The organism is Acinetobacter sp. Ac_3412, from assembly GCF_013072675.1.
GTDB lineage: Bacteria > Pseudomonadota > Gammaproteobacteria > Pseudomonadales > Moraxellaceae > Acinetobacter > Acinetobacter higginsii.
On the sequence record NZ_LXUJ01000001.1, the window covers coordinates 209280 to 234815 of the forward strand.

Below are 25536 nucleotides of genomic sequence, written 5' to 3' on the forward strand. Positions count from 1 at the left end.
TTTAATGCTCCAATAACGTTGCTTTTGCGCCTGCACGCAATAAAGCTTTTTCAATAGCGGTATAGCCACGTGCATGGGCATGCTCAAGCGGCGTAATTCCATCGCCATCAGCAATATTGACATTGGCTCCTGCTGCGATGAGTAAATCGATAATCTGTTGATAAGGTTGAGTACCATTACCTAAAATGATCGCTTCCAATAACGCCGTCCAGCCTAAGTTATTGATGTGATCGACATCCACACCCGCCTCAATCAGTGTCCGTACGGTATCGACATGACCTCGTTCAGCCGCAGGAATCAAAGCTGTGCCACCATAGCGGTTAGTACTTTTCAAATCCGCACCGTGCTTTAAGCTCAGCTTTAATATTTTCAAATAGCCACGTGCGCCCGCATAAAGATAAGGACTGTCCTGAATCCGATCTTTGGCATTTACATCAGCCCCTGCATCGATCAGGACTTGTGCAGCATCGGCATTATTGGCACGTGTTGCAATCATTAAAGCGGTTGAGCCTGATGCATCACGTGCATCAATTTGAATGGGTTGAGCGAGCAACTGCTGGATTTGTACGACATTATTGCGCGCAGCCGCAGTATGTAAGGCGTTGTCTGGCATAGCATCTCCTGAAGTTGCGTAGCTACATGCGGTCAAAGCCAGCGCACATACAGCCGACAGAAATGATTTGTGCATAAAGCCCTCCATGAATCAGCCCAAATTAGTAAATCAAAAATAAGATCTATGTTTAGGATAATCAGCTTTATTACTATTTAAAAATTAAATTATTTAATCCAATGTATTAAGATTATGAATACAAAATTCAAAGCTCCATTTTCAACACTGGTCTTCCGAGTAATTCGATATGTTTGATCCGCGCTTGCTCCGCGCCTTTGTCAATATTTTTGAAGCTGGTAGCTTTACCTTAGCTGCCGAGCGCTTGCATATGACTCAATCCACGGTCAGCCAACAACTCGCCCGACTGGAGGAATCTGTGGGCAAGAGCTTGATTGATCGCAATAGTCGTCCCTTACAACTCACAAGCTCAGGTGAATATTTGATTAGCTATGCACGGCGAATTTTAGCCCTGCAACAAGAAGCCCAGATGATTTTGGGTGATCCATCAGGCACGATTCCCATTCGAATTGGTTTGCCTGAAGATATTATGAATAGCGATATGGCTTTGGCCTTAAGTGCCTTTAGCAAACAACACCGTACGGTACGGCTGGATGTGACCGCGGGGCTCAGTCGTGATCTCATGGAACGTTACCGCAATGGGCAACTTGATATAGTGATCGTCAAAGAAACAGCGGCCAGTTCAGATCATCATGCCAGCTTCCCTGAGGAAATGGCCTGGTTTGAAAGTATCGATCATGGTGGAGAATGGTCTGATCCCCTGCCATTGGTGACTTTCCCACAAGGTGGACTCTATCGAGATGAGATGTTTGAAGCGATTGAACGTAACCGCCAACATGGCTATATCGCCTTTACCAGCAACAGTTTGGCCAGTGTATTGGTCGGGGTTGAAACAGGTCTCGGTTTATCACTTTTGCCAGTCGCCACCACCACAGGTCATCGGGTACGGGAATATCTACCCTTGGGTAAAGCACAAGCCATGACCGTTTCCATCTATGCTTGGAATAAAGAAGGACTGGTCGCCAATCTATTGCAGCAGATGACCACGGTGCTGCAACATCGTTTTGAACAAAGCAAAGCCCAATGATTGAACGGCAATATCCGTTTTAACCCTCGAATTAAGCGTCTTTAAGTGCCAAGTCATATGCTGCATGTGCCAAGAACATATGGCTTGGCACAAGAAGTTAAATTCCATCCTTTGGTGTGTTGAGTACCATCCGTAAGATCTTGCAACAACCTGAGATTTGTCCCTTAAAAATCGAATTTTCCGCCACTGCACCTGTTGATATCACCCCTTATGCCGAGGTATATGGCTGTCCCGTCAGTTTCGATTCAGATGTATTAAGACTATGGTTGCCGCTTGAAATTCTGCATCTGCCGATCCCAAGTCGTGATCCACATTTAAAAAAACTGCTAGACCAACAAGCAGAAGCCCTGCTCAAAAGTATTCCCAATCCAGATACCTTCTTGAAGGACTTGCAGTTGCTGATTGTGAATATGCTTAAAATTGGCGAACCTTCTGCGGAAAATATTGCCAAACAGATGAACCTGTCGCTAAGAAGCTTTTATCGTAAACTCAGTGGCTATAATTTACAGTACAGTGATCTGGTCAAAAGCATTCGCTTAGAACTGGCAAAAACCTACCTGACCAAGTCAGCACTCTCACTCACAGAAATCGCATTATTACTGGGTTATGCCGAACAAAGTGCCTTCAGCCGTGCCTTTAAACAATGGGAGAATATCTCTCCATCTGAATATCGAAAAAATCACCTTGCTTAAAACCTCTCAAAATAAAAAGAGTGAATCATAGAGATGACTCACTCTAACCACTGATTCATCGGAAGGTTTAGAAACTAAAGCCAATATTGAGATTGATGCGGTATAACCACTGGTCGCTATACGGCGAAACCGTGGAACTAAAACCTGTGGCATTGGAAGCCCCACCAATAATATTGGCATTTTTACCCCAAGTATAATCTGCCCACACCATAAACGGCGAAGCAATAAACATCATCCCTGTGGTATTCATTTGTGAAGCCGACCAGTCATCACGTTTCTTGTCCATATAACTATAATCATTATAGAAACGGATGGCTTTGAGTTTGCCCATGTCCTGCACAGGCAAGGTATAAGCTAGGTTTAAACTGGCCACGGTGGCTTCCGAAGCAATGAAATAGGCAGGGGTAAAGCCATTATTGCCCATCAAGGTCATGTCATTGCTGACCCCTTCTGGGTTTTTGGCATCATATTGATAATGAATCACAGAGCTCTGTAAATTAAAGCGTTTGTAATTATTATCGCTATGTAATCCGACCGCATAATACTGACCATTTTTATCGGTAGTTTTATTATGCAATTGCGCAATAGCACCTGACATACCAAACTCTTGCTTACCGAATTCGGTTTCTAGCTTGCGTACAATACGTGTATTCAATTGATGGCGCTTTTCATTTTGATAGGCTTTTTGGGTTGGAAAGGCATTCTCGGCCAAATCATCATAGGTGGCACTTTCAGGTGAATAACGCAGACTGGTCTCCAGCATTTGTGGATAATAGCCCAGTTTGATATCCCAATCCTTGTTATTAAAATTCCAGTTCAAACCCGGTGCAATGTTGTTGCCGTAGCCCAAGAAAAATGGAATATGATAGGTCCAGCCATTTTGCGGATAAGGATAAATTGCAAAAGGTTTATACACCAGCCCAGCTTCGATACTGTTATTTTGATCAAGCTTATAGCCAACATAAGCTTTCTCAATCGAGCGTTTCTCTTGATCTTGGAATAAATAACTGGCATTGAAATAGGCATCGTCAAATTTACCTTTTAGGTCAACCCTGAAAATATCAAAATATAGCTTACCAAAACCGCCATTGGGCCCCTCCCAATTTTCATAACGTTGGTTGAGTCGAACCACACCACCGACTTGTATTGAATCCGTTCCATCTTCACTTTTCCATTCTAGCGCTGAGCTTTGTGCAAAAACATGGGATGTGGTCCCCAAATAAAATGCAGTACATAGCATGGCTATAGAGGTCTTTTTCATCTCTTGATTCCTTGGTTTTTGTTCCAACGATCCTGTTGGTGTTGTTTTTGTTTTACCTATAAAACATAGTTTTTATCGTTTTATGAGCAAAAAAATTTGCCCATAAAACGGTCTTCACATCAGCACGGGCTGCCAATGCTCAGAGGGGTTAATACAATTTTTTCTGTGGTGGCCCTGCGAAGTTCAATGGCCCAATTGAATGCATATCCAGCTCAATCACACTTGGCCCTTGGAATGCAACGGCCTCCTGAATCACGCTCTTGAATTCATCCGCGCTGCCTACTTTCCAGCTCTTCACCCCCATGGCTTCGCCTAAAACTTTATAGTCTGGGGTATGCAATTCATTGAAATACTGGCGACCACCGAAGTAATTTTTCTGGATACCACGCATCACGCCATAACCACCATCATTCATGATCATCAGTACCATATTGGTATTTTCTTGCGCCATGGTTGCAATTTCACCAATACCTAACATCAAACCACCATCACCGACCAAGCCAATCACTTTCTTGTCGGGATTGGCAATCGATGCACCAATTGCCGTTGCCAGACCTAGACCAATGGCCCCTGCTAAAGAGTGAATATTTTGATTCGGTGCCTGTACTGGGAATAAACGACTGCCCCAAGTACTACCAGACATGGTAATGTCGCGTACGAAAATGCCATCTTGTGGTAATGCAGCACGTAAGTGATCACAGATTAAAGCGTACTGATCTAACTGGGTACGTAGCGCATCGATTGCGGCCTGTTTTGCCTTCACCACCGCGGCATCATAGTCTGCATCGACTTTGGATACGCCTTGTAAGCCCGTCAATACACGTTGTAATACATTTTTGGCGTCGCCACAGATGAAGTTACGCACTTTGTAATTACGTTGTTGTGCCACAGGATTGGCGTCAATCTGGATAATATTGTCAGGGAACTGCACTGAATAGGTTTTGGTTTCATTACTACGTAAACGCGAGCCCACCACTACCAATAGATCAGCATCTTTAAGCAACTGCTCAACGCCAGCCGAGTTATGGAATGCACCTAAACTACGCGGATGATCATCGGCCAATACACCACGCGCATGTGTTGATGACACCACAGGAATACCAAGATCAGCAATCGCTTTGACTTCCGCAACACTATTTAGCGTCCCGCCACCGATCCAAAACACGGGGCGTTTGGCTTTTTTCAGTTCTTCAACGATTAAATCAACTTCGACCTGTTCAGCTTGTGGCAATTCAAGGGCTTTTACTGGCCCTAAGTTTAGCGGTAAATCAATTTCGGCTGCTTGCACATCAATCGGTAACTCAACACTGACTGGCCCCATCGGTACCGTCGTAGCTACACGAATCGCTTCACGAATCACACCCACTGCATTGTCAGGGCTGGTGATACGGAAAGCAGCTTTGCTGGATGCACGTAAGAACGTGAGCTGATCTTTGGTTTCATGAATAAAACTGGCATCACGATCCAGATATTCACGCTCCACTTGCCCAGTTAAGTGTAAAACAGGACTGCCTGCATTCATTGCTTCAATCAGTGAACCAACTGCATTACCTGCACCTGCGCCAGTACTGGTGAGCGCCACACCGAGTCCTTTAAAACGCGAGTGACCATCGGCCATCGTCACCGCACCCGCTTCACCGCGAGCCGCCACAAAACGGATTTTTTCACGGCGACCCACTGCATCGGCAATCGGTAAGTTATGGATCGAGATCACCCCATAAATACTGTCTACTTGATGTGCTTCTAAAACACGGGCGATAGCTTCGCCGACATTTACACGTTCTGTCATTTGTATATTCCTCAAAAACTGTTCATTCCATGAATGTATTAATTCGCCCAAGGATTTGGCTGCTCGCTTAATCCCATATAGATGCTTTTTTGTTGCATATAAGACAAAATGCCTAATCGACCTTTTTCCCGCCCGATACCACTTTCTTTAAAGCCACCAAATGGCGCAGAAATCGAAAATTTCTTGTAAGTATTGATCCAGACCGTACCGACTTCTAAAGCACGGGCAATTTGCCATGCCTTACGGTAGTTTTCAGTCCAGATGCCTGCGGCAAGCCCAAAACAGCTGTCATTGGCTTGGGCAAGCAAGTCTTGTTCATCGTCATATTTCATCACCACCAGCACAGGGCCAAAAATCTCTTCCTGACAGGTTTGTGCTGAATTACTTAAACCCGTGATAATGGTTGGCAAGTAATAACTACCTTTGGCAAACTCACCTTCGGTTAAGGCATGACCACCAACTAGGACTTGACCACCTTCTTGTTTCGCTAGCTGTACATAGTCATCGACAGAAGCCAAATGCTTCGGGTTAATCAAAGAACCGAGATGTACACCTGCGGTTTCTGGATGTCCGACACGTAAGCCTTTGGTGATTTCAACCAAACGACTGAGAAATTGATCATAGATACTGCTGTGTACAAATAAACGCGAACCCGCAATACAAGCTTGTCCAGCCGAACTAAAGATGCCGTAAGCCACGCCTTTGGCTGCCAATTCAATATCTGCATCTGGCAATACAATCGTTGGTGATTTTCCACCCAACTCCAAAGAGGTTGTAATCAGTTTATCTGCGGCAAGATGTGCCAAATGACGACCCGTCGTGGTTCCACCCGTAAATGAAATCTTACGCACCAAAGGGTGCTTTACGATTGCATCACCAATCACCGAACCGCGTCCGACCAGTACACTGAGCAAACCTTTTGGTAAACCTGCTTCTTCAAAGATTTTGGCTAATTCCAATGCGATTAAAGAAGTCACTTCTGCCGGTTTTAAAATCACCGCATTACCACCCGCAAGCGCAGGTGCCAATTTCTGTACCTCACTGGCAATTGGTGAGTTCCACGGGGTAATTGCAGCGACCACGCCCACAGGTTCATGCACACTCATGGTCATAAAATCTGCGGCACGTTGCGTGGTCAACTCATCATTCAAGGTTTCACAGGCTGCTGCCACATAACGCGCTGTTGCCGCAGCACTCATGGTCAAAGCACGTGTTTCCGCCAATGGCTTACCATTATCACGGGTCTGTAGCTTTGAAAGCTCATCCACACGCGCTTCAATGATATCTGCCACTTTATATAAAATACGGGCACGTTCATGCGGCATGCTGTTGCGCCACTCAGCTTTACGCCAAGCTGCATCTGCCTTTTCGATGGCTTCATTGACATCTTCCAGACTCGCCGTTGAAATTTCAGCATTCACCGATTGATCTGCTGGAAATAAACTTTGAATCATCCCGCCTTTACCTAATCGCCATTCACCAGCGATATAAATTTCCTTGATCATGTCAAATCCTTTTAAATCTGAATTGCTTCAACACTATTGCGACAAGCACGAATCACACTCAATGCAGCCAAAGTTGAAGTTTTTGGGTTACTTGCCAACGGCACGCCGACTAATTCAATGGTCATTTCACCGAATACACCTTCTGCCACAATGGTGTGCTTGTTTTTGTTGATACTCGGATCAACCGTCAGCTCAACCATGGTGTCATCCATACCCAGTCCTGCCAGTGCAATCGTGGCTGCCACATTGGCATTGGCTGGAAACTTCAAGGCTGCTTCTCTGGCTGTACCACGGAAAAAAACCGTTGCTTCGCTGACCTGATCGAGATCAACCAATTGCTCTGCATAGCTACCACGCCAGCTTTTCGGACTCTTACAGCCTTTATAGGTGACCTTTTCCAAACCGCCTTCTTTGGCTGCAGAGATACCATCAATCCCTGCAATCGCACCCGCTAGTAAATGCAAATGCGCATCATGTTGTTCAGCAGTGGTTTTTAGTTGAATTAAAAATTCGTTATCCGCCAACGTCCCTACTGAAATCAGGCCAATGGTCCAGCCTTTTTCTAGAACTTTTTGCGCGTGTTCTTTCACAGCAGCTTGGCCTGCCACTTCAATCACATAATCAGGTGTCCCCTGACATTGTTCGATTGAACTAATCACTTGCACATCAGCTGCAACCTGTGCCTGTACTTTTTCGACACTGCGTGCAGGGACCACAATCCATTTAAGTTGCAGGTCTTGTGGCATGTGGGCATACACTTCTGCCGCCATCGCTCCAAAACCAATCATCATCAACTGTTTCATGTGAACACCTTATAAATGTTTGTTAAATCCACCAGAGACATCAAGTGTCGAACCTGTGGTATAGGATGCCAAAGGCGATGCTAGGAACACCAAGGCACGTGCTGGCTCTTCTGGCTTACCTAAACGTTGCATTGGGATACCACGGTTTTTGGCAATGTTGCCTGTCCACTGTTCCCAAGTCGCATTGGGATCAGAACGGGTTTCAAAACGGCGTTTCCACTGTGCTGATTCCACCATGCCCAACAGAATAGAATTGACACGAACGCCGTACTGTGTAAATTCATGCGCCAGTGAATGAGTTAAATTCAGCAATGCTGCACGTGCAGATGAAGTCGCAATCATGTGCGGTTCAGGTTGCAGTGCCAGCAAAGAATTCACGTTGGTAATCGACCCGCATGCCGAATGTTTTAAATCATTTAAAAATGCACGTACTGGATGTAATACACTGAAATACTTCAGTTCAATTTCTTTCATCCAGTCTTCGTCTTGGGTATTTTCAAAATTAGACACACGCCCCTGACCTGCGTTATTGATCAGCATGTCGACATTGCCCAGATTTTGGTTTACCTGTTGTGCAAAACGTTTTACATCTTCTTTATCCAAAACATTGCAAATACTGGTGAAGATGTTGGCATGCGGATATTTTTCTAAAATATACAGTTTTGATGCCGCCAAACGCTGCTCATCTCGACCACACCACGCCACCTTGGCACCTTCTGCAACTAAAATTTCGACTGCAGCCAAACCAATGCCTGACGAGCCACCTGTTACAACTGCTACTTTTCCTTCAACTTGGAAGCTCATATCCATATCTCTCGTTTAAGTCTTAATGTACCGATAGAACAATGTCGTTAAACTGTTCAGGTTGATCGACATAACTCAGATGACCTGCATCTGTAATGAGATGACATCGGCTCAATTGCATTTCTACAGCAAGTTCCTTGATCGCTTGCGCAGGCGTAATTCCATCCTTGTCGCCCGCAATCACCACACAAGGAACAGTAAGTTCTGTTAAATAATTTCGAATTTCGTCATAGGCCAACAAATAAGATGCTCGGGTAAAACCGTCTAATGTCAGTTGACGCATCACCTCACTGACCAAAGCCAGTGCCTGAGGTTCTTGTTTATAAATCAAATGCGGTCCACGGCTGGCAGCCATGCCTGCATTGCCCAAACTTTTCAACATATTCGGGCGTTTTTGATAAACCTGTACTTTGGTCTCTTCATCAGAACGTTGATAACCTTGTGCTGCATTGGCAATCACTAAGGTCTGTACCCGTTCAGGATAAAGATGAGCAAAAGCACTGGCCTGTAAGGCACCCAAGGAATGACCAATTACAACGGCTTTTGGAATGTTCAACGCATCCATCAAACCCAATACTCGCTCCGCATAATCGGCTGCATTGGGTTGATCTGTGTTTAAACCATCGGATAAGCCATAACCCGGTGCATCCCAAGCAATGACATGAAAATGCTGACTGAGTGTCTCCAGCTGATTAATCCAAGAAGCTGAACCTGAGCTAATCCCATGTAGCAAAATCAGCGGCTGGCCTTGACCTGCTTCACGATAGGCTTGCATCTGACCATTTACTGCAATAGTTTTGATTGGGTATTTCGCTAAACGCTCAATCAGTGTCATCATGTCATTCCTTCAACATTTATAAAATCAACCGGATTAACGTTTGATTTGCGACAATGGATGCTCAGGTGGATAGTTCGGAATGGTTGGTTTACCAGCACCCAACATCACACACATCAAGGCATCTTCCTGACCCGGATTGAACAGACCGCGATAAATACCCGGTGGAATTGAAATCAGATCACGCTCTTTCAATCTGGTCTCAAATTTTTCCCCGTTATGTTCAATAAACAGGTCAATTTCGCCACGCAACATGAAAAATACTTCTTCAACATCGTGATGAATATGCAAAGGTCCTTCACACTGAGCTGGGAGTACCATGGTTGAGAAGGTAAAGTTTTCTGCTGGAACCGTATTGCCATCATTAACCACACCTGTTGCACCAGTACCCATATAACGCATTTGTGCACGACGATATTTTGGGTCGTAGTCCGCTTGGAACTTCAAAGCATCGAAATCATATTTACGTGTTTCAAAGCGTGCGATACGTGTATTCAACCAGTCTTGTAAATTTGTACCTTCAGGTTGTGTCCATGATTCGAATTGTTGAGTAGTCATGTTTTAACTCCTAGGTTTTGTTCAATATTTTGATTAATAACGTTTCAATAAAGGAACTAAGAAGAACGATCCAATCACAGCGACGGCTGCCAAGAAGGTAATTCCTAAATTAAAACTATGTGTTTGCATCACGATATAACCGATCAGAACAGGTGCAATTGCACTAGCAAAATTCCCCATCCCGTTGAAAATTCCACCCGCAGTTGCACCAACATCGGCAGTTGTGACACGGGCAAGTAAAGCGAATACTGCTGCGACACCGAAGCCCCAAGCCATTGCGCTTAAAGACATCGCTGCGATCACCAGAATTGGGTCAGTCATAATGACCATGACATACATAAAGATGCCTGCCACCAACAGACCACTAAATACTTGAATGGCACGGCGGCCTAACTTGTCAGAAAGGAAAGCACCAATCACTTCACCAATCAGCATGGCAATAAATGGAAGGCTTGAATAAACACCAAACTCTTTGAGGTTAAAGCCCTTGTCCTGAATCAGATAAGAAGGCACCCAGCTGTTTAAGCCCCAGAGATAGGTCATCAATGCAATATTGAAAATGCACACCAGCCAGAAGGCACGGTTCTGTAGGAGTACCTTAGTGTTATGAATGTGCCCTTTGAAATTGACGCGTTTGCTAGTCGACTCCAATTCAATGGTTTTCTTGAGTTGTAAATTGCGTAGACCAAATGCAATCGCAAGTAAAGCAATGACCGTTAAACCCGCCATCACAAAGAATGTGGTATGCCAATCATGCTTTGCCAATACGGCAGCGGTAATTGGAAAACCGAGGAATGCACCAATCGGGGTTCCTAATAAGAACATGGTCGAAGCACGCGCTTGCTGGCGGTCGGTATAGGTTTGTTTTACGATGGCATAAGCCAGTGCAAACAATGGTCCTTCAGCCAGACCAAGCAAAACGCGCAGGATCAACATGCCAGTATAGTTGGTGGTAAAACCCATACAAAACATGAGCAAGCCCCACGATGCAACGCTCCAAAACAGCATTTTCTTCGGATTAAAAATGTCACCTAGAAAGCTTAAAAACACCGATGAAAAACCATAAGCCAACAAGAAGCTGGTCATGAGCCATCCGAGTTTTGCCTTGTCTTCTGCAATTCCCATCGCACCTTGAAAGTGCGGGTCAGCAAACAAGACCGCGATACTAATTTTGTCGAAGAATGCCAGAACGACACATACCATCAGGACGAAAGCAGGAACCCAATGCTTTAATCCACTTTTCTCTTCATTACTCATACTTCATTCCTTCGATTGAGTCATGAACCGGATTTAATGTTTATGGTTTTAATTTCATGACATTAAATTCAGGGTCTGCTAATAGTTTTGGGTCTAACTCGGTATTGGACTGCATCCAACGCTTTGCCAGCTTGACCAGTTTTGAATCATTAATGGCAATCATGTTCAACAAACGGCTTTGATCATCTAAATACAAATAACTGCATTGATCATCTGCGCTTTTTCGAACCACAATCTGCTCGGTTTTTTCAGGTTGATAGGTGCCCAATATCTGAATATTAAAGTGATATTGATCTGACCATAACCAAGGAATATCGCTATATTCGGTTTCAATACCCAACATTGATTTTGCAGCGGCAATGGCCTGATTCTGTGCATTAGCCCAGGACTGAATGCAATACCCAAGCCCGGGATGAATTGCAACATCACCTGCGGCATAAATATCCTGATCAGAAGTCTGCCCAAAACCATTCACCACAATGCCATCTTTCACATCCAAGCCTGCATTCACGCCAAGCTCTTTGGCAATATCTGCACCTGCACCCACAACCACACAGTCAAATAACTCACTCACATTGGGATGATTGACCACTTCAACTTTTTGCTGACCCGCTTCAATCAAATGCAGATTTTTACTGTCTAAATGAATCTGAGTACCCTGTTGCTCATGCATACTTTTCAGAAAAGCAGAGACATCAGGGCTGACACTACGTGCGCAAAGACGATCACCGTATTCAAAAATATGAACTTCTTTACCCTGTTTACGTGCGGTCGCCGCAATTTCCAAACCGATCCAGCCACCACCAATCACGGCTAACTTTTGCGAATGCTGCAAGATTTCGGCTAAACGCTCACAATCCTGAACATTACGTAAAGTCACCACATTGGGAATAAACTGCCATGTGTTCACAGGCACACGGGCACGGCTACCTGTGGCGATCAATAATTTGTCATACGGTAAAACCTGACCGCTTTCCAGAACCACCTGCTTCTGCTGGCGATCTACCTGAGTAGCAACTGCAGGCTTGTGCCATTGGATATTAAAATCCTGCACCTGCTCTGGAGAAAACAGATGCAAGCTTTCATAAGTGGCTTCTTTTGAAAGTACCTGTTTTGACAATGGTGGGCGTTCGTAAAACACACGGTCTTCATTTGAGACCACATGAATTTCACCTGAATATCCATTCTGGCGCAAAGTACTGACTGCCCAACCTGCTGCTTGTCCTGCACCCACAATTACGATTCTTTCCATAGCTTGTTCTCCCTGCCTGATCTGTACTTATGCAGGTTTAACCTGACGACGGGTATGATCATCCAGACCGCCTTCAATCGCCCATTCTGTAAAGAGTTCCAGACGATGTTCTTCGATACGTGGTTGCCATTCTTCAGTCAGGTAGTCATCGTTGGTGTAATACTCAAATGCGCCACCAAGCGGTGAATTGACATACCAGAAGTAAGCTGAAGAAATCGGATGACGTCCTGGGCCAATGAAAGTCGACCAGTCAGAACGGTTCATGTGCAATCCACCACCAATCACCTCATGGATATCACGAACGACGAATGCAACGTGATTGAGTCCAGCAGGTTTATTTGGTACTGAAAGCAAGAACAGGTCGTGGTGGAAACCTTTACCGCGACAGCGTAAGAATGCACCACGATTGCGATAAGCATCTGATAAGAAGAAACCAAGCTTTTCAATATAGAACTGTTCCGTCTTTGCTAAATCAGGCGTGAAAAAAACCACATGTCCAATCGCAACAGGTTGTCCTTTGTCATATACAGGACTTGCTGCATTGACACGTTGTACATTGCCGTACTGGTTAATGCCTTCTGTTTTTAATGCAGGCAGCTCTTGGGTAAAACTCTTTTGAAAACGGATGGTCATACCATTTGGATCTATGCATTGCACCATATCCGTACTGGCTTGATAACCCTCCACATCATTCAGACGAAGTGCTAAATTTGCCAAATCCTGTGCCGCATCATCTAACCCCCAAGTCACTTCACGTAAAGTTGAACCTGACTCGATTGCTTTAGGTAAACGATGATCATCACAATCAAATAAGTAAATCTTGCTGCCATTTTGTGTCTGGTAAAGATCTGTCCCTTCAATATCTGACTGACTTTGCTTGAGACCGAAATCTGCCAAAAATTTATTCGAAGCAGCTCTGTCTTCAACGCCAAACTTTAAAATCTCAATCCCTGTAATCATGAGATTACTCCTTAATTAAAGACAAAACCGCCATTTACTGGAATATTCTGTCCTGTCACAAACGAGGACAAATCTGATAGCAAATAAAGGGCTGTTCCGTTCAAATCCTGTGGTAATTGCTGACGTTGAATCGCACGACCATTCACATATAAATCATGACGTTCTTGTGGCACATAGGCTGTTGCTTCAACCAAAGTCAATCCCGGTGAAAGCGTATTAATACAGATATTGAAAGGCCCAAGTTCTCTCGCCATGGAACGCGTCATTGCAGTCAAGGCACCTTTGCTTGCCACATAGGCCATCAGATTCGGCGCACCCCATAAGGCGGTATCCGAAGCGACATTAATGATCTTGCCTGCATTCGATTCGCTGAGATAAGGCACACATGCCTTTGTGACTAACCACGTGCCTTTGACATTGATGTTCATCACCCGATCCCACAGATCAGCGTCATAATCCATCATGCTTTTGCCACCCACATTGGTTGCCAGTGCAGCACAATTCACCAAACCATCAATGCCACCTAAATGCTCAGCAGCCTGTTGAACCGCCTGTTCAATCGAGTTCGCATTTGCCAGATCAATGCTGACTGCATCAACGCTTAAACCTTGTGCCCGTAATGCTGTTGCTTCGCTTTGCACCAGATCTGTCAAGACATCTGCCATGATCACTTGAGCACCTGCTTCCGCAATCGCCTGTGCAAAGTCTCGACCCAAGCCTCTTGCCGCACCTGTGACAAGGACTTTTTTGTCCTGTAACAATGCGACATTAACCATGGACTTGTTCCTGCATTTCAATACGGTTTGAGCTATTGAGTGCTGCAATTTTCTTTAACTGTTTTTCCGCTTCTTTTTTCATTAAACGGCGTAAACGTGAAAGACCGACATCATGTTGATAGAGAAATTCATGGCGACGTGCATTTGGTGCAAGATTTTCTAAAATAATCCGATCTTGCTCCAACACATCCCAATGCAATTTTTCTAAATGGTTACGATACAGAAAACGCCACACATGACGTTGCCAGCCACTGACTTTACGACAACGCCAGAAGAATACACGGGTATTTTTTTCATCAATTGGTGTGGCATAACCGACAATCCAGAATTCACCGCCTGGACCAAAATCTTTACGATACGGGATTGAGAGACGTAACCAGCTTGCACCGGTATTGGCATATTCAACCCAGTCAAAATTCACACCGACTTGACCTTCTTTTTCAAAAATAAAACCATTTGGGGTCGAACGGTGTTTCATTTCCGCAGTACGGTCGCCCTCTGCCATTGAGTGTGAGGTGCAATGCAAATAGCTACCGTGCATCGGATCCATCACATTATCAATCGCGTACTGATGATTCACTTTCCAGTCCGCCTGACATAAGAATGAACTCCATTCTTCACTTGCCAGTTGTTCAGGAAAATCTAGCGGCTTAGGCGCTTCATTGGCATCAATACCAAACCACATAAAAATTGCACCATGCTGCTCAATCACAGGATAGCTTTTGACACATGAGCTGCCTTTCATTGGACAATCATGTACTGCAGGCACATCTTCCACCACACCATCATGGCGAACTTCAACACCGTGATACCAGCAAGCAACACGATTGCCCAGATTCCAACCTAAAGAAAGACGTGCGCCACGATGCGGACAGCGATCTTCCAAAGCATGAATCTGACCTTCCGCATCACGCCAAACCACGATATTTTCGCCTAAACGGGTAATACCGACTGGATTTGCAGCCACTTCCCAGCTTGCTAACACAGGATGCCACTGATCACGTAAACCTAAATCTAAATACTCTTCTACACTTGGAGTAACTGATACTGCTGCGTTCATCACTATTCTTCCTTGAATTAATAACCTAAACGTTGCATTTCTTCTGAGAATTTTTCAGAAGTCCAAAGCTCACCAGATTCACAGCGAAAACCTTGCTGGTTTAAAGACTGGACTAAATCAGTAAGTTCAGTGACGCCTATAGAAAAGGCTTTGATGAGATGTTGAACAAAATCCTGTTCATAGACAGTTGGCTCTTTATAACGTGTTTGCCAAACCAGCAGCTCTGCCTGTCCCGGTATCTGAATATTGTTAATCCCTGCTTCAGTCGCTGGCGTGGCATGAATCCAGTTCGCTAGCTTCTCATTAAAAGTTTTCATGAGATTCCATCCTTTAAAATAAAACTTATAGTTGAATTTGAACGTCCTGCCCTTCAACACGTACAGGATAGGTGCACAAATCACGGCATCCAGGTCCACTCTTCAACTCACCTGTCTGGATATCAAAGATCGCCTCATGCAATGGACATTCCACTGTTTGATCTTCGATAAAGCCTTCTGTTAACAAGGCAAAGGCATGTGGGCAAACATTCTCGATGGCAAAGTAATGATCATCGATGAAAAATACGCCAATTTTCTTACCGTCGACTTCAATGGCTTTCGGCTCGTCTTCGGTCACGTCGTCTTGCTGACAAACTGAGATCCAACTCATCCTTGCATCCTCATTTGTTTTATATATAAAACAATATTTGATATAACAAACTTTAATAAAGAATACTCCGATGCTGTTTTTTATGTCAAACAATATAAATCTTTAAAAATCATTAATTTGATATTTATTACACATTCTTTTACGTTTTACTTGGGAAATTTTGTTTCATATATAAAACTATCTTTTCGTTATGCTTTGCAGTTAGAATAGAATTCTAAGAAAATTAAATTTTTATGATTTGCGTTTTTTTGTAGGAAAATTAAACTGATGAATTCAAGCATTGAAACAGACTCTCAAGAATCTGAACTGACAAAAAATGATGATCGCTATTTAGTCCCTGGCTTAGTGCGTGGCTTGGCAATTTTGCAAGCCTTTAATCAACAAACCCAAGAAATGACCATTACTGAAATTGCCGAAGTTCTCGATGTCAACCGTTCCAGTGCCTTTCGACTGATCTACACACTGGAATCATGTGGCTTTCTACGCAAGGCGTCACAAAAGACCTATGCACTCGATTCAAAAGTCATGGAGCTCGGCTTTAATAGTTTGTCTAAACAATCCTTATTAGATTTAGCTACACCTTTGATGAAAGAACTGCGTGATCAAACCCAACTGGCGGTGCATTTATCCATTCTGGAAGGCACGCATATTGTCTTTATCAATAACATTCAATCGAATGGCACCTTCACCAGCAATATTGGGCTCGGCACGCGCTGGCCCGCACATGCCACCGTGATTGGACAAATGATGTTGGCAGATCTGAGCGAAACGGAAATTCGTGACCGTTATAAACACTTTAATCAATGGGATACATTCTCAGAACTCACCCCTAAAAACCTCAAAGAGCTGTTACAACGCCTCAGTTTTGTCAAAACCCAACGTTCTATGGTCAGTTGGGGACATTACAATCACGATATGGCAGCCTGTGCTGCACCGATTTTTAAACAATCCACCCATCAAATGGCGGCGGTACTCTCTGTCAGTTGCCCTTTAGGCAGTTATGATGAACATTATTTTAGAAATGAAATTGCCGATACAGTGATTCAGAGTGCAGATAAAATTTCTAAATTTATCTATTAAGGGATAACAAAAAAACAGCGAAAGCTGCTTTTTTGTTTAGATTTTCAGACTTCAATTATCAGGTTTGATCTGTCTTTAATTTATTTTTTAAACGTTTATCCATTGCATCGAATAAAGGACGCGACAAATTCATCATCCATGTAGGTACTGTATTCAATACTGCATTGGCAACCAAACCTGTTTTACTACTGACACGATAGGATTTTTCTTGAATCGCTTTCACAATCCAACCTGCAGCAGCAGGTGTATCTAACATTTTCATGTGTTTGTAGATTGCGGTCTTGGATGACATTGGCGTTCTGACCATTGGAAAATACACAATACTGACATCAATGCCTTTATCTTTCAGTTCCATGGATAATGAACGGGAAAAAGACTCGAGTGCAGATTTACTCGCGAGATAAGCTGAGAACAACGGAATTGGCACTTGAGTGGACATGGTCGAGATATTGACAATATGCCCTGCGCCATTGGCCAAAAAATGCGGCAATAAACCCAGTGTCAAATTCACTGCTGCAAAATAATTAATTTGCATGGTACGTGTATAGTCATGTAGACGATCAAGCGATTCAAGAATCGGACGGCGAATGGAACGGGCTGCATTATTCACCAAAACATCAATGTTCTGATGTTCAGTCAAAATCTGAGCGATGCAGCTTTGTGCTTGTTCTACATCAGTCAAATCGGCCTGATAAATAAAGACTCGTCCCCCTTGAGCCTGAATGCCGGTTTGAATTCTTTGCAACTCATCTAAACGACGCGCAATCAGACAAACTGTAGCTCCTGCTTGCGCCAGTTGTATGGCAGCTTGTTCACCAATCCCACTTGAAGCACCCGTAATAATGATGGTCTTGTCCATTACATCCATTGCTTTCTCCTTGATCAGAATACCACTTCAAATCTGTCGATTTACTTATCCTACAGTAGCTATAACGTATCGCGATCAAACTTATGTTGTTTTCTATTTTTTATCAGCTACTCATTGGCTATAAGGCCTTAATTTGAAACTGGTTAATTTTAGCTGCAATTTTCTTTAGCCCATGGTTTGCCGATGTCTGCAACTGCATCAAGGTTATTTCTGTAAGGAATGGGACTTTGCTCTCTAACCAGATGGGTACGTCCATCTAATTCTTCAAACTCCAATCGCCCCAAATGATAACTGAACAAGCAATTCTTTAGCATTTGATATTCAATCATCTGATTGGGCAAACTCTGCGTGATCTCTTCTTGAATCGGTTTAAAGATCCCGAAGCCCATCTTTCGTATTGAACCCACACCATCTGTATTGTGATCATCCGTAGAAGCTTTAATCACAACCGATTGTAGCGGCCATAAAACCGTATTAAAGGTTCGATGTTTTGAAAAAAGATGAAAAATAAGGTCTACTGGTGCATTAAAGTTTTGTTTCATTACAACAAATTTGGGCATTCGACATCATCCTTCTCATCGTCTCCCCCGAAAATTATGTAATATAAAACCAGCTTCACTCTGAATTAAATCAAAACCTGAATAGTACTATATAGCTGCTTATTGATATAAATTTCGGGACTACTTTCCTGAGCATTATATAGACTGCCGATGATTTATCTTGACACTGCGTCTTTAATTTGACTTTTTGTGCCAATTTCTATCCCTATAAAACGCATAAAAACCATAATTTTAGCTAAAATAAAGCCAATAAAGTACTTAACATTCACACGTCCCAAACATGTTATAGACAAAATATACAGGTGCATCTTCTGGATAGACATCGCTGTCTTTAATCATGAATAAAACGCCCTCACTCAGTATGATCAAAACATCTTGATTACGGCTAACAACCGTCCCTTTACTTATTATTTTATTTAGCTTACCGATATTATCAGCATCATGTATAAAAAAAACTTTTCGTCCTGACTTAATACTACTTGGAATAACTTTCTTATATAAACCACAGTTCTTACACACCCATTTCTTCACTATCAATTCTCAAGAACAAAAGGAAGATCATATTAAAAATTACCCACATTAAGTGGACATAAAAAACCTAATAAATTAACAATACAGTCTTTTCTTTATACGATAAAACACGCTAAATGCCTAACCAACAAATTAAACATAAAATAAAAACAGATTAGGACAAAATTATAAATTTATTTTAGAGTTTAATATAAAATCCAAACCTATCTGATGATACATCTCATAGATCACATATCAACCACAACAATATAATATTCAAACCAATTAAAACTGGTATTCAGCACATAATGAGATTGGATAACTGATGAATCGTTTTTATTCTACACATCATGCATATATACACTCTCTATTGTTCTTTCTCTGTAGCTAAATACAGCTACATATTCGTGAGATGAAAATAGTACTAGTTTCTTCATTTTCCTATACATTTTAGGTCATTTATTCATAAGTTATTGTCCATAGCTTAGAAAAAAAACTCTGTTTTATGCTTCTTCGAACTCGCGTCAACTCATTCATATCTTTATTTATTTTATTTTTCCGTTCTCTTTAAATCGGCAATTTAACCAGTATTTAAACCTTGAGATTTCAAAAAAACTGATAGCTCCTTTATTTAACATTCAAAATATCTGAACTAATATCGGATCAATGAAACCTGATATGAAGTTTAAGCACATGAAAAATCATATGTATAAAATGCCCGCAGAATGGACGCCACAACAATGTGTTTGGATGATTTGGCCTTATCGTACCGATAACTGGAGACAAGGTGCATTGCCTGCACAGCAAGCCTTTGCCAAAGTCGCTGAAGCGATTTCTAAAACCACACCGGTATTTATGGCAGTTCCCCATGCTGAAATGAATAAAGCAAAAGCCACGATTCCCGCCCATGTCACCTTAGTTGAAATTGAAAGTGATGATGCGTGGATGAGAGATACCGGACCAACCATCGTGAAAGATCCAGCAGACAATAATGTCGCTGTTGATTGGGTCTTTAATGCATGGGGTGGTAAAAATGGTGGCTTGTATGATAATTGGGATAAAGATCTTGAGGTTGCCAGTCAGGTCGCCCATTTTCATTCCATCCCATTACATCAGTCTGGCATGGTCTTAGAAGGTGGTGCCATTCATGTCGATGGTGAAGGAACATTATTAACAACCAAAGAGTGTCTACTGCATCCCAATCGTAATCCAGAAATGACACAAGCGCAGATTGAGCATGAACTTTCCACCTTACTTGGCATTGAGAAATTCATTTGGTTGCCATTGGGTGTGTATAACGATGAGACCGATGGGCATATCGACAACATGTGTTGCTTTGTCCGTCCAGGCGAAGTGGCACTACATTGGACAGATGATCAGAATGATCCACAGTATGCAAGTTCAAGACAGGCATTAGACATTCTCGAATCAGTAACTGATGCAAAAGGCAGGAAGCTGAAGGTGTGGAAATTACCCGCGCCAGGACCTTTGTATGCCAGTGAAAATGAAACCATTGATGTTGAAAAAGGCAATGCCATTGAACGTTTTGAAGGTAATCGTTTAGCGGGATCATATGTGAATTATCTGATCAGTAATCAGCAGATTATCTTTCCTTTATTGGATGAAAGAACCGATGATCAAGCCTATATTTTGTTCCACAAAATGTATCCTGATTATCAAATCACTGGCGTTCCTGCACGTGAGATTTTATTAGGTGGCGGCAATATTCATTGTATTACCCAGCAAATTCCCAAATAGCATCTGCACGGATTGCTTATTTGTTCATTAATCTACTTACGGTGAGTTCTTATGGCTTGGTTATATTTATTCATTGCGAGTTCATTCGAAATACTTTGGGCCATTGGCCTAAAGTATTCTCGAAACTTATTTGAATGGTCATTTACGGTTTTCTTTATTGTCGGAAGTTTCCTATTTTTATTCTTAGCAGCAAAAAAAATGAAGCCCTCTTATGCCTATGTTTTTTTTGTTGTTCTTGGAACCTTAGGAACGTTTCTGTTTGACACTTATATTATTGAGAATCCAGTCAATTTTATTTCCGTGATTGCAATTGTGATGATCATTATTGGTGTGGTCAAATTAAAACAGATCGGAGACTAAAGCATGAGCTGGCTATTGTTAATTGCATCTGGGATATTAGAAATATTTGTCGTGAAAAGTATTCGTGACCTGATTCATAAAAAATACCGAACTGCGATTCCACTCTACATTGTGTCACTTTCAGCTTCGCTGTTTTTATTACATATGGCGATGAAAAACATTGATGTTTCAATTTCTTATGCTGTTTATACGGGTATCGGTGTGATCGGTACTATTTTAATGGGCATTTTCTTTTGGGGTGAACGAAAAAGTATGGAGAAGTTTTTTTATGTCGGTGTCATTGTCACGGGTGTCATTACCTTAAAACTTGCCAGTTAAAAACCGTTTAGATTGTTCCAGACAGCGATATAGCACCTATATCGCTGTCTTTGCTACAATTTATGCTGGAATTTGCTGGGTAATACAGTGAATATTGCCACCGCCTAATAAAATCTCACGTGCAGGAACACCCGTAATTAAATAATCAGGATACATCTGCTGGAACAATGCTTTAGCTTCCTCATCGGTGCGTTCATCCAGTAAAGGGAAAATGATCTGCCGATTACTGATCAGATAATTCACATATGACCCCGCTAAACGATTACCTTCAAAACGTTCAATAGCATTGCCTTTTTCAACATCAATCGTTTCATTTTCACTGGCATATAAAGGTCCTGGTGATGGTAACTTCCAAACTTTTAAACTTCGTCCTTGTGCGTCTTTACTATTTTCCAGCACCGTTAATGCCGCCACAGATCGTGCATATTGTGGGTCTTGAGGATCATCCGTCCAATGTAACGCAACTTCACCAGGGCGCACGAAACAGCACATATTATCGACATGCCCATCAGTTTCATCATTGAATACCCCTTCAGGTAACCAGATAAATTGGCTTACGCCGAGACATTCTTTGAGGGTATTTTCAATTTCAGTCTGCGTCAGATTTGGATTTCGGTTTGGATTAAGCAAGCACTCTGAGGTCGTCAATAATGTCCCTTCACCATCCACATGAATCGCACCACCTTCCAAAATGAGAGAGGTCGAATAGGTTTCAAGATCATGTCGTGCTGAAATCTGCTGAGCAATCAATTGATCTTGGTCCCATGGAAAGTATAAGCCGCCATTTTCGCCGCCCCACGCATTGAACACCCAACTAATCCCTTTTCGTTCTCCCTTAGCATTCTTGACAATACTTGGCCCCGTATCACGCGTCCACGCATCATCACTTTCCATTTCAACCAGTGTCACTTGCGATGACATCGTTTGGCGGGCTTTATCCATTTCAGCAGAGGGTACGGCCATAAACACCGGTGTGGTTTGAGTAATTGCCGCAGCAACTTGAGCGAAAGCCTGCTGAGCGGGTTGTCCATTGGCGCGCCAGTTATCGGTACGATAAGGCCAAATCATCCACACCGCTTCTTGAGGCGACCATTCGCCTGGCATCTGAAAACCATCTTGCTTTGGTGTATTCATTGTTTGTTGCATATCCTGTTTTTCCACAACTTTTAAATCCTTAGAAACATTTTTTAACTGAGTAAACCTTCAGGTGGTTGCGCCAAAGGAAATCGGCTGCTTTCTCAATTTTTTATAAAGCAAAAGCAAAACACCTGTGGCTAGCCATATCCCGCCAAACTCCAAAGCTGATTTTTCGAGATGTAACCACAACCCTAATAAACACAGCACCGAAGCCAATGGCAGCAATAAATTGAAGAAAATATTTTTAAATCCAGCCCGTTCTTTGCGGATCACGAAAAATTTCATGAATACCGAAAAGTTCACCATCGTAAAAGCAATCAAGGCACCAAAACTCACCAGACTGACGACTGTTGCTAAGTCCACGACAATCGCAAGCAACGAAATCAGTCCGACAAAAAAGATCGAATATAAAGGTGTGCCTAATCGAGCATTCACGGAACCAAATACTTTTTGGTTAAATACCCCATCTCGGCCCATGATATACAGCAACCGCGATGCGCTGGCATGCGAGGCCAAACCTGATGCAAAAGCATTCATGATTTGTACAGTTAATAAGGCAGACTGGAAGAATACCCCACCGACATAGAGTGCAATTTCAGGTAAAGCTTCATCTGGATTTTTAAACTGTTCCAGTGAAGGGAAAGACAATTGCACAAACCAAGACACCGTAATAAAGATAATCCCGCCCAATAAGGTGGTGAGTATGATTGCACGCGGAATGGTCTTGGTCGGGTTCTTGCTTTCATGCGCCAAAGTAGAAACAGCATCGAAACCTAAATATGAGAAACAAACCAGTGAGACACCTGTCAGTAAGGTCAGATATTCAGGATTGCCATTCAATAGTGGTGTGAGCGTCATCACACTGCCATAGCCGTGAGAATTACCAATGCCAGTGACCACCAAAAAGATAAACACCAGCATCATGGCAACCGTGGCCAGAATAAAGATGAAACTAAAATTGGCGAGAATATTGATGCGGAAACTATTAATCAAGGTTAACAGCCCCACCATGATGAGCACCCATCCGGTATAGGAGATATCAGGCATCAATGCATTCAGATAGAAAGACGCCAATAGTACATTGACCAGCGGGATCAGCAGATAATCAATCAACGAACACCAGCCCACAAAAAAACCAGCCGTCTTACCACAGGTATCTGTTGTATAGGTATAAGCAGATCCTGACTTGGGTGACAATTTACTGAATCGCGCATAACTAAAAGCGGTTAACAGCATTGCAATCAACGCCAAAACATAGGCCAGTGGGACACGTCCTTCTGTCACTCTGGAAATAATACCAAAGGTATCAAATACCGTTGCGGGCGCCATATAGGCCACACCAATAACAACGACTTGCCAAAGTGAAAGCCCTTTCCGATTATTATCGCTTTCCATGCATATTTCTCCTACATCAATGCAAACTCTTATTTAGTGCATTGTTTTTTTTCACCGAGTCGGCGTTGTATTGAAAAGAGAAGTCCCTTTCTCGATCCAATAACCTGTTTAAAATGGTTAAATCGTAATGACGTTTTCCTCTAAATAACTTTGAATGCCAGACTCACCGAGTTCACGCCCAATACCACTCTTTTTAAAACCACCCCACAATGAGCCAGGCTGAATCATCTGGAATGAATTGATCCAGATGTGGCCTGAACGCAAGCGTTTAGCAATTTTTTTACCGTGCGCCACAGAACCCGTCATGATAGTTGCAGCTAAACCAAACTCAGAATCATTGGCTAAGCGCACAGCCTCATCCTCGGTTGCAAAACTACGGCAACACATCACAGGACCAAAAATTTCTTCTTTCCACAGTCGGCTGTCAGTAGGTACATCAATAAAAACGTGTGGCTGAATAAAGAAACCTTTGCTCGGTAAAGCAATTTGATTCAGATCAACCAATGCCTGAAGTTTTTCTTTCTGCGCAATGTCTAAGTATTCATGCACTTTATTGAATTGCTTTTGCGTGGTCATCGGCCCCATCGCGAAGGGTCCGGTAAGATCCGTGCCAAGCTGCATCGACTCTACGGCGACTTTCAATTTTTGGTAGAAAGGTTTGGCAATGGATTGATGCACCAATAAGCGTGATGTCGCAGAACACATTTGACCGCTGTTATAGAACATGCCACCCAATGCTTTATCGACTGCTTCATCTAAATCAGCATCTTCCAGAATTAAAATCGGTGATTTACCACCGAGTTCCAAAGTCACACGTTTGACAGAGGGTGCCGCAGCCTGCATCACATGAATTCCAACTTCAGTGCTGCCCGTAAATGAGACTTTTTGTACATCCACATGCACCACCAAATGTTGTGCTGCGACAGCATCCCCAAGAATCAGGTTAAACACCCCTTGTGGAAACTGGATTTGATCTAAAATTTCAGTAAAAGCATATTCAGGTAAAGGCACCAGTTCAGAGGGTTTAAAAACAATGCTACAACCTGCGGCTAAAGCAGGTGCAATTTTCCATGCACTGGTGATTAACGGAAAATTCCACGGCGTAATTAATGCAACCACGCCCACAGGGTTCTGTTGATGGGTGAGTTCAGTCCCATCCTCGCATTGTGTAGTTTGACTAAACGCCATGCTCTGCACTAAATCTGCATAATAGCGATAGCACTTGATACTATTTTCAACATCCACCTGCGCTTGCTCAGATGACTTGCCATTATTTCGATGCGAAAGTTCAATCAGGCGAGTTTTCTCAGTTTCAAGCTGGTCAGCGATTTTGTTTAACCATTCTGCTCGTTGTTGAGGTGTGGTCATACTCCAAGCATCGAGCGCCTGATTCGCAGCAGCAACAGCCGCATCAACATCCTGTGTAGAAGCAGCGGTATAATCCAAAATCTGCGCTTCATTATTCGGGTTGATGACTGCAATCTGTGCTGTACCTGTGGTTGCCTGCCACTTTCCATTGATATAATTCTTCATCTGCTTACTCGCCTTCGGGTGATACATCTGCTTTAAGCTTTATGATTGCCATTATTTCAGTGCAACTTAAAACGGTATCGACCTTAATTACTCAGCCATTTC

General features: G+C 42.9%; 25 protein-coding genes and 2 pseudogenes. 6 read left to right on the forward strand and 21 right to left on the reverse strand.

Going from position 1 to position 25536, the window contains the following annotated elements; all coding sequences use genetic code 11:
• Window position 1: 1 nt before the first annotated feature.
• Window positions 2–688: an ankyrin repeat domain-containing protein gene (locus A7P54_RS01035; protein WP_171548381.1), complete on the reverse strand. Its 687-nt coding sequence runs from the start codon at window positions 686–688 to the stop codon at window positions 2–4.
• A 169-nt stretch (window positions 689–857) separates the two neighbouring features.
• Between A7P54_RS01035 and A7P54_RS01040 the strand changes: the two genes are divergently transcribed.
• Together A7P54_RS01040 and A7P54_RS01045 are read left to right on the forward strand one after the other, a co-directional pair.
• Entirely contained in the window at window positions 858–1715 is an 858-nt protein-coding gene (locus A7P54_RS01040; protein WP_171548382.1) for a LysR family transcriptional regulator, read from the forward strand.
• A 113-nt stretch (window positions 1716–1828) separates the two neighbouring features.
• Window positions 1829–2407: pseudogene (locus tag A7P54_RS01045) on the forward strand (helix-turn-helix domain-containing protein); the annotation flags it as partial.
• A gap of 67 nt (window positions 2408–2474) precedes the next feature.
• On the opposite strand, the gene A7P54_RS01050 reads toward A7P54_RS01045, so the two are convergent.
• The 14 genes from A7P54_RS01050 to A7P54_RS01115 all read right to left on the reverse strand — a co-directional run bounded on the left by A7P54_RS01050 (window position 2475) and on the right by A7P54_RS01115 (window position 15915).
• A complete protein-coding gene (locus tag A7P54_RS01050) occupies window positions 2475–3668 on the reverse strand; it encodes a hypothetical protein (protein WP_171548383.1) in 1194 nt (397 codons plus the stop codon).
• A gap of 148 nt (window positions 3669–3816) precedes the next feature.
• The gene (locus tag A7P54_RS01055) at window positions 3817–5457 is read right to left on the reverse strand and encodes a thiamine pyrophosphate-binding protein (protein WP_171548384.1); all 1641 of its coding nucleotides are present in this window, start codon (window positions 5455–5457) and stop codon (window positions 3817–3819) included.
• 38 nt (window positions 5458–5495) lie between these two features.
• Window positions 5496–6962, reverse strand: coding sequence for an aldehyde dehydrogenase (locus A7P54_RS01060; protein ID WP_171548385.1), 1467 nt, complete (start codon window positions 6960–6962; stop codon window positions 5496–5498).
• A gap of 11 nt (window positions 6963–6973) precedes the next feature.
• Complete coding sequence (locus A7P54_RS01065; RefSeq protein WP_005295295.1) at window positions 6974–7765, reverse strand: aspartate dehydrogenase; 792 nt, start codon at window positions 7763–7765, stop codon at window positions 6974–6976.
• A 9-nt stretch (window positions 7766–7774) separates the two neighbouring features.
• Window positions 7775–8569: an SDR family oxidoreductase gene (locus tag A7P54_RS01070; RefSeq protein WP_005202798.1), complete on the reverse strand. Its 795-nt coding sequence runs from the start codon at window positions 8567–8569 to the stop codon at window positions 7775–7777.
• Between the two features lie 22 nt (window positions 8570–8591).
• A complete protein-coding gene (locus tag A7P54_RS01075) occupies window positions 8592–9407 on the reverse strand; it encodes an alpha/beta hydrolase (protein WP_171548386.1) in 816 nt (271 codons plus the stop codon).
• A 33-nt stretch (window positions 9408–9440) separates the two neighbouring features.
• Window positions 9441–9962, reverse strand: a complete 522-nt coding sequence (locus A7P54_RS01080) for a cupin domain-containing protein (RefSeq protein WP_004652930.1) — start codon at window positions 9960–9962, stop codon at window positions 9441–9443.
• A gap of 33 nt (window positions 9963–9995) precedes the next feature.
• On the reverse strand, window positions 9996–11219 hold the full coding sequence (locus A7P54_RS01085; RefSeq protein ID WP_171548387.1) for an MFS transporter: 1224 nt from the start codon (window positions 11217–11219) through the stop codon (window positions 9996–9998).
• Between the two features lie 40 nt (window positions 11220–11259).
• Window positions 11260–12471 carry an FAD-dependent oxidoreductase gene (locus A7P54_RS01090; RefSeq protein ID WP_171548388.1) on the reverse strand — a complete coding sequence of 404 codons (1212 nt, stop codon included), beginning with the start codon at window positions 12469–12471 and terminating at the stop codon, window positions 11260–11262.
• A 27-nt stretch (window positions 12472–12498) separates the two neighbouring features.
• On the reverse strand, window positions 12499–13431 hold the full coding sequence (locus tag A7P54_RS01095) for a VOC family protein (protein ID WP_005187266.1): 933 nt from the start codon (window positions 13429–13431) through the stop codon (window positions 12499–12501).
• Between the two features lie 11 nt (window positions 13432–13442).
• Window positions 13443–14207, reverse strand: a complete 765-nt coding sequence (locus A7P54_RS01100; protein ID WP_216077006.1) for an SDR family oxidoreductase — start codon at window positions 14205–14207, stop codon at window positions 13443–13445.
• Window positions 14200–15267, reverse strand: a complete 1068-nt coding sequence (locus A7P54_RS01105) for an aromatic ring-hydroxylating dioxygenase subunit alpha (RefSeq protein WP_171548389.1) — start codon at window positions 15265–15267, stop codon at window positions 14200–14202. Before A7P54_RS01105 ends, A7P54_RS01100 begins: the two co-directional genes overlap by 8 nt.
• A gap of 17 nt (window positions 15268–15284) precedes the next feature.
• The gene (locus tag A7P54_RS01110) at window positions 15285–15584 is read right to left on the reverse strand and encodes a recombinase-like helix-turn-helix domain-containing protein (protein WP_171548390.1); all 300 of its coding nucleotides are present in this window, start codon (window positions 15582–15584) and stop codon (window positions 15285–15287) included.
• Window positions 15585–15609: 25 nt separating this feature from the next.
• Entirely contained in the window at window positions 15610–15915 is a 306-nt protein-coding gene (locus A7P54_RS01115; protein WP_004808056.1) for a non-heme iron oxygenase ferredoxin subunit, read from the reverse strand.
• Between the two features lie 267 nt (window positions 15916–16182).
• On the opposite strand from A7P54_RS01115, the gene A7P54_RS01120 reads away from it, so the two are divergent.
• Window positions 16183–16995 (forward strand): IclR family transcriptional regulator, encoded by an 813-nt coding sequence (locus tag A7P54_RS01120; protein ID WP_004808058.1) that lies wholly within the window; start codon window positions 16183–16185, stop codon window positions 16993–16995.
• Between the two features lie 58 nt (window positions 16996–17053).
• Here A7P54_RS01120 and A7P54_RS01125 read toward each other — a convergent pair whose 3' ends face one another.
• The 3 genes and pseudogenes from A7P54_RS01125 to A7P54_RS18870 form a co-directional block, all read right to left on the reverse strand.
• Entirely contained in the window at window positions 17054–17863 is an 810-nt protein-coding gene (locus A7P54_RS01125; RefSeq protein WP_171548391.1) for an SDR family NAD(P)-dependent oxidoreductase, read from the reverse strand.
• A 118-nt stretch (window positions 17864–17981) separates the two neighbouring features.
• Window positions 17982–18423: pseudogene (locus tag A7P54_RS01130) on the reverse strand (SRPBCC family protein).
• Between the two features lie 258 nt (window positions 18424–18681).
• A complete protein-coding gene (locus A7P54_RS18870) occupies window positions 18682–18954 on the reverse strand; it encodes a hypothetical protein (protein ID WP_005202776.1) in 273 nt (90 codons plus the stop codon).
• Between the two features lie 645 nt (window positions 18955–19599).
• On the opposite strand from A7P54_RS18870, the gene aguA (A7P54_RS01135) reads away from it, so the two are divergent.
• The 3 genes from aguA (A7P54_RS01135) to A7P54_RS01145 are packed head-to-tail and all read left to right on the forward strand — an operon-like array spanning window position 19600 to window position 21369.
• A complete protein-coding gene (aguA, locus tag A7P54_RS01135) occupies window positions 19600–20691 on the forward strand; it encodes an agmatine deiminase (RefSeq protein ID WP_171548392.1) in 1092 nt (363 codons plus the stop codon).
• A 51-nt stretch (window positions 20692–20742) separates the two neighbouring features.
• Window positions 20743–21051 carry an SMR family transporter gene (locus A7P54_RS01140; RefSeq protein WP_004808070.1) on the forward strand — a complete coding sequence of 103 codons (309 nt, stop codon included), beginning with the start codon at window positions 20743–20745 and terminating at the stop codon, window positions 21049–21051.
• Window positions 21052–21054: 3 nt separating this feature from the next.
• Entirely contained in the window at window positions 21055–21369 is a 315-nt protein-coding gene (locus tag A7P54_RS01145; protein WP_005202770.1) for an SMR family transporter, read from the forward strand.
• 60 nt (window positions 21370–21429) lie between these two features.
• On the opposite strand, the gene aguA (A7P54_RS01150) is transcribed toward A7P54_RS01145, so the two are convergent.
• The 3 genes from aguA (A7P54_RS01150) to A7P54_RS01160 all read right to left on the reverse strand — a co-directional run bounded on the left by aguA (A7P54_RS01150) (window position 21430) and on the right by A7P54_RS01160 (window position 25434).
• Window positions 21430–22515 (reverse strand): agmatine deiminase, encoded by a 1086-nt coding sequence (gene aguA / locus A7P54_RS01150; RefSeq protein ID WP_171548393.1) that lies wholly within the window; start codon window positions 22513–22515, stop codon window positions 21430–21432.
• Window positions 22516–22572: 57 nt separating this feature from the next.
• Window positions 22573–23901, reverse strand: a complete 1329-nt coding sequence (locus A7P54_RS01155; RefSeq protein WP_005316517.1) for an amino acid permease — start codon at window positions 23899–23901, stop codon at window positions 22573–22575.
• Between the two features lie 117 nt (window positions 23902–24018).
• On the reverse strand, window positions 24019–25434 hold the full coding sequence (locus tag A7P54_RS01160; protein WP_171548394.1) for an aldehyde dehydrogenase family protein: 1416 nt from the start codon (window positions 25432–25434) through the stop codon (window positions 24019–24021).
• Between the last annotated feature and the right edge of the window lie 102 nt (window positions 25435–25536).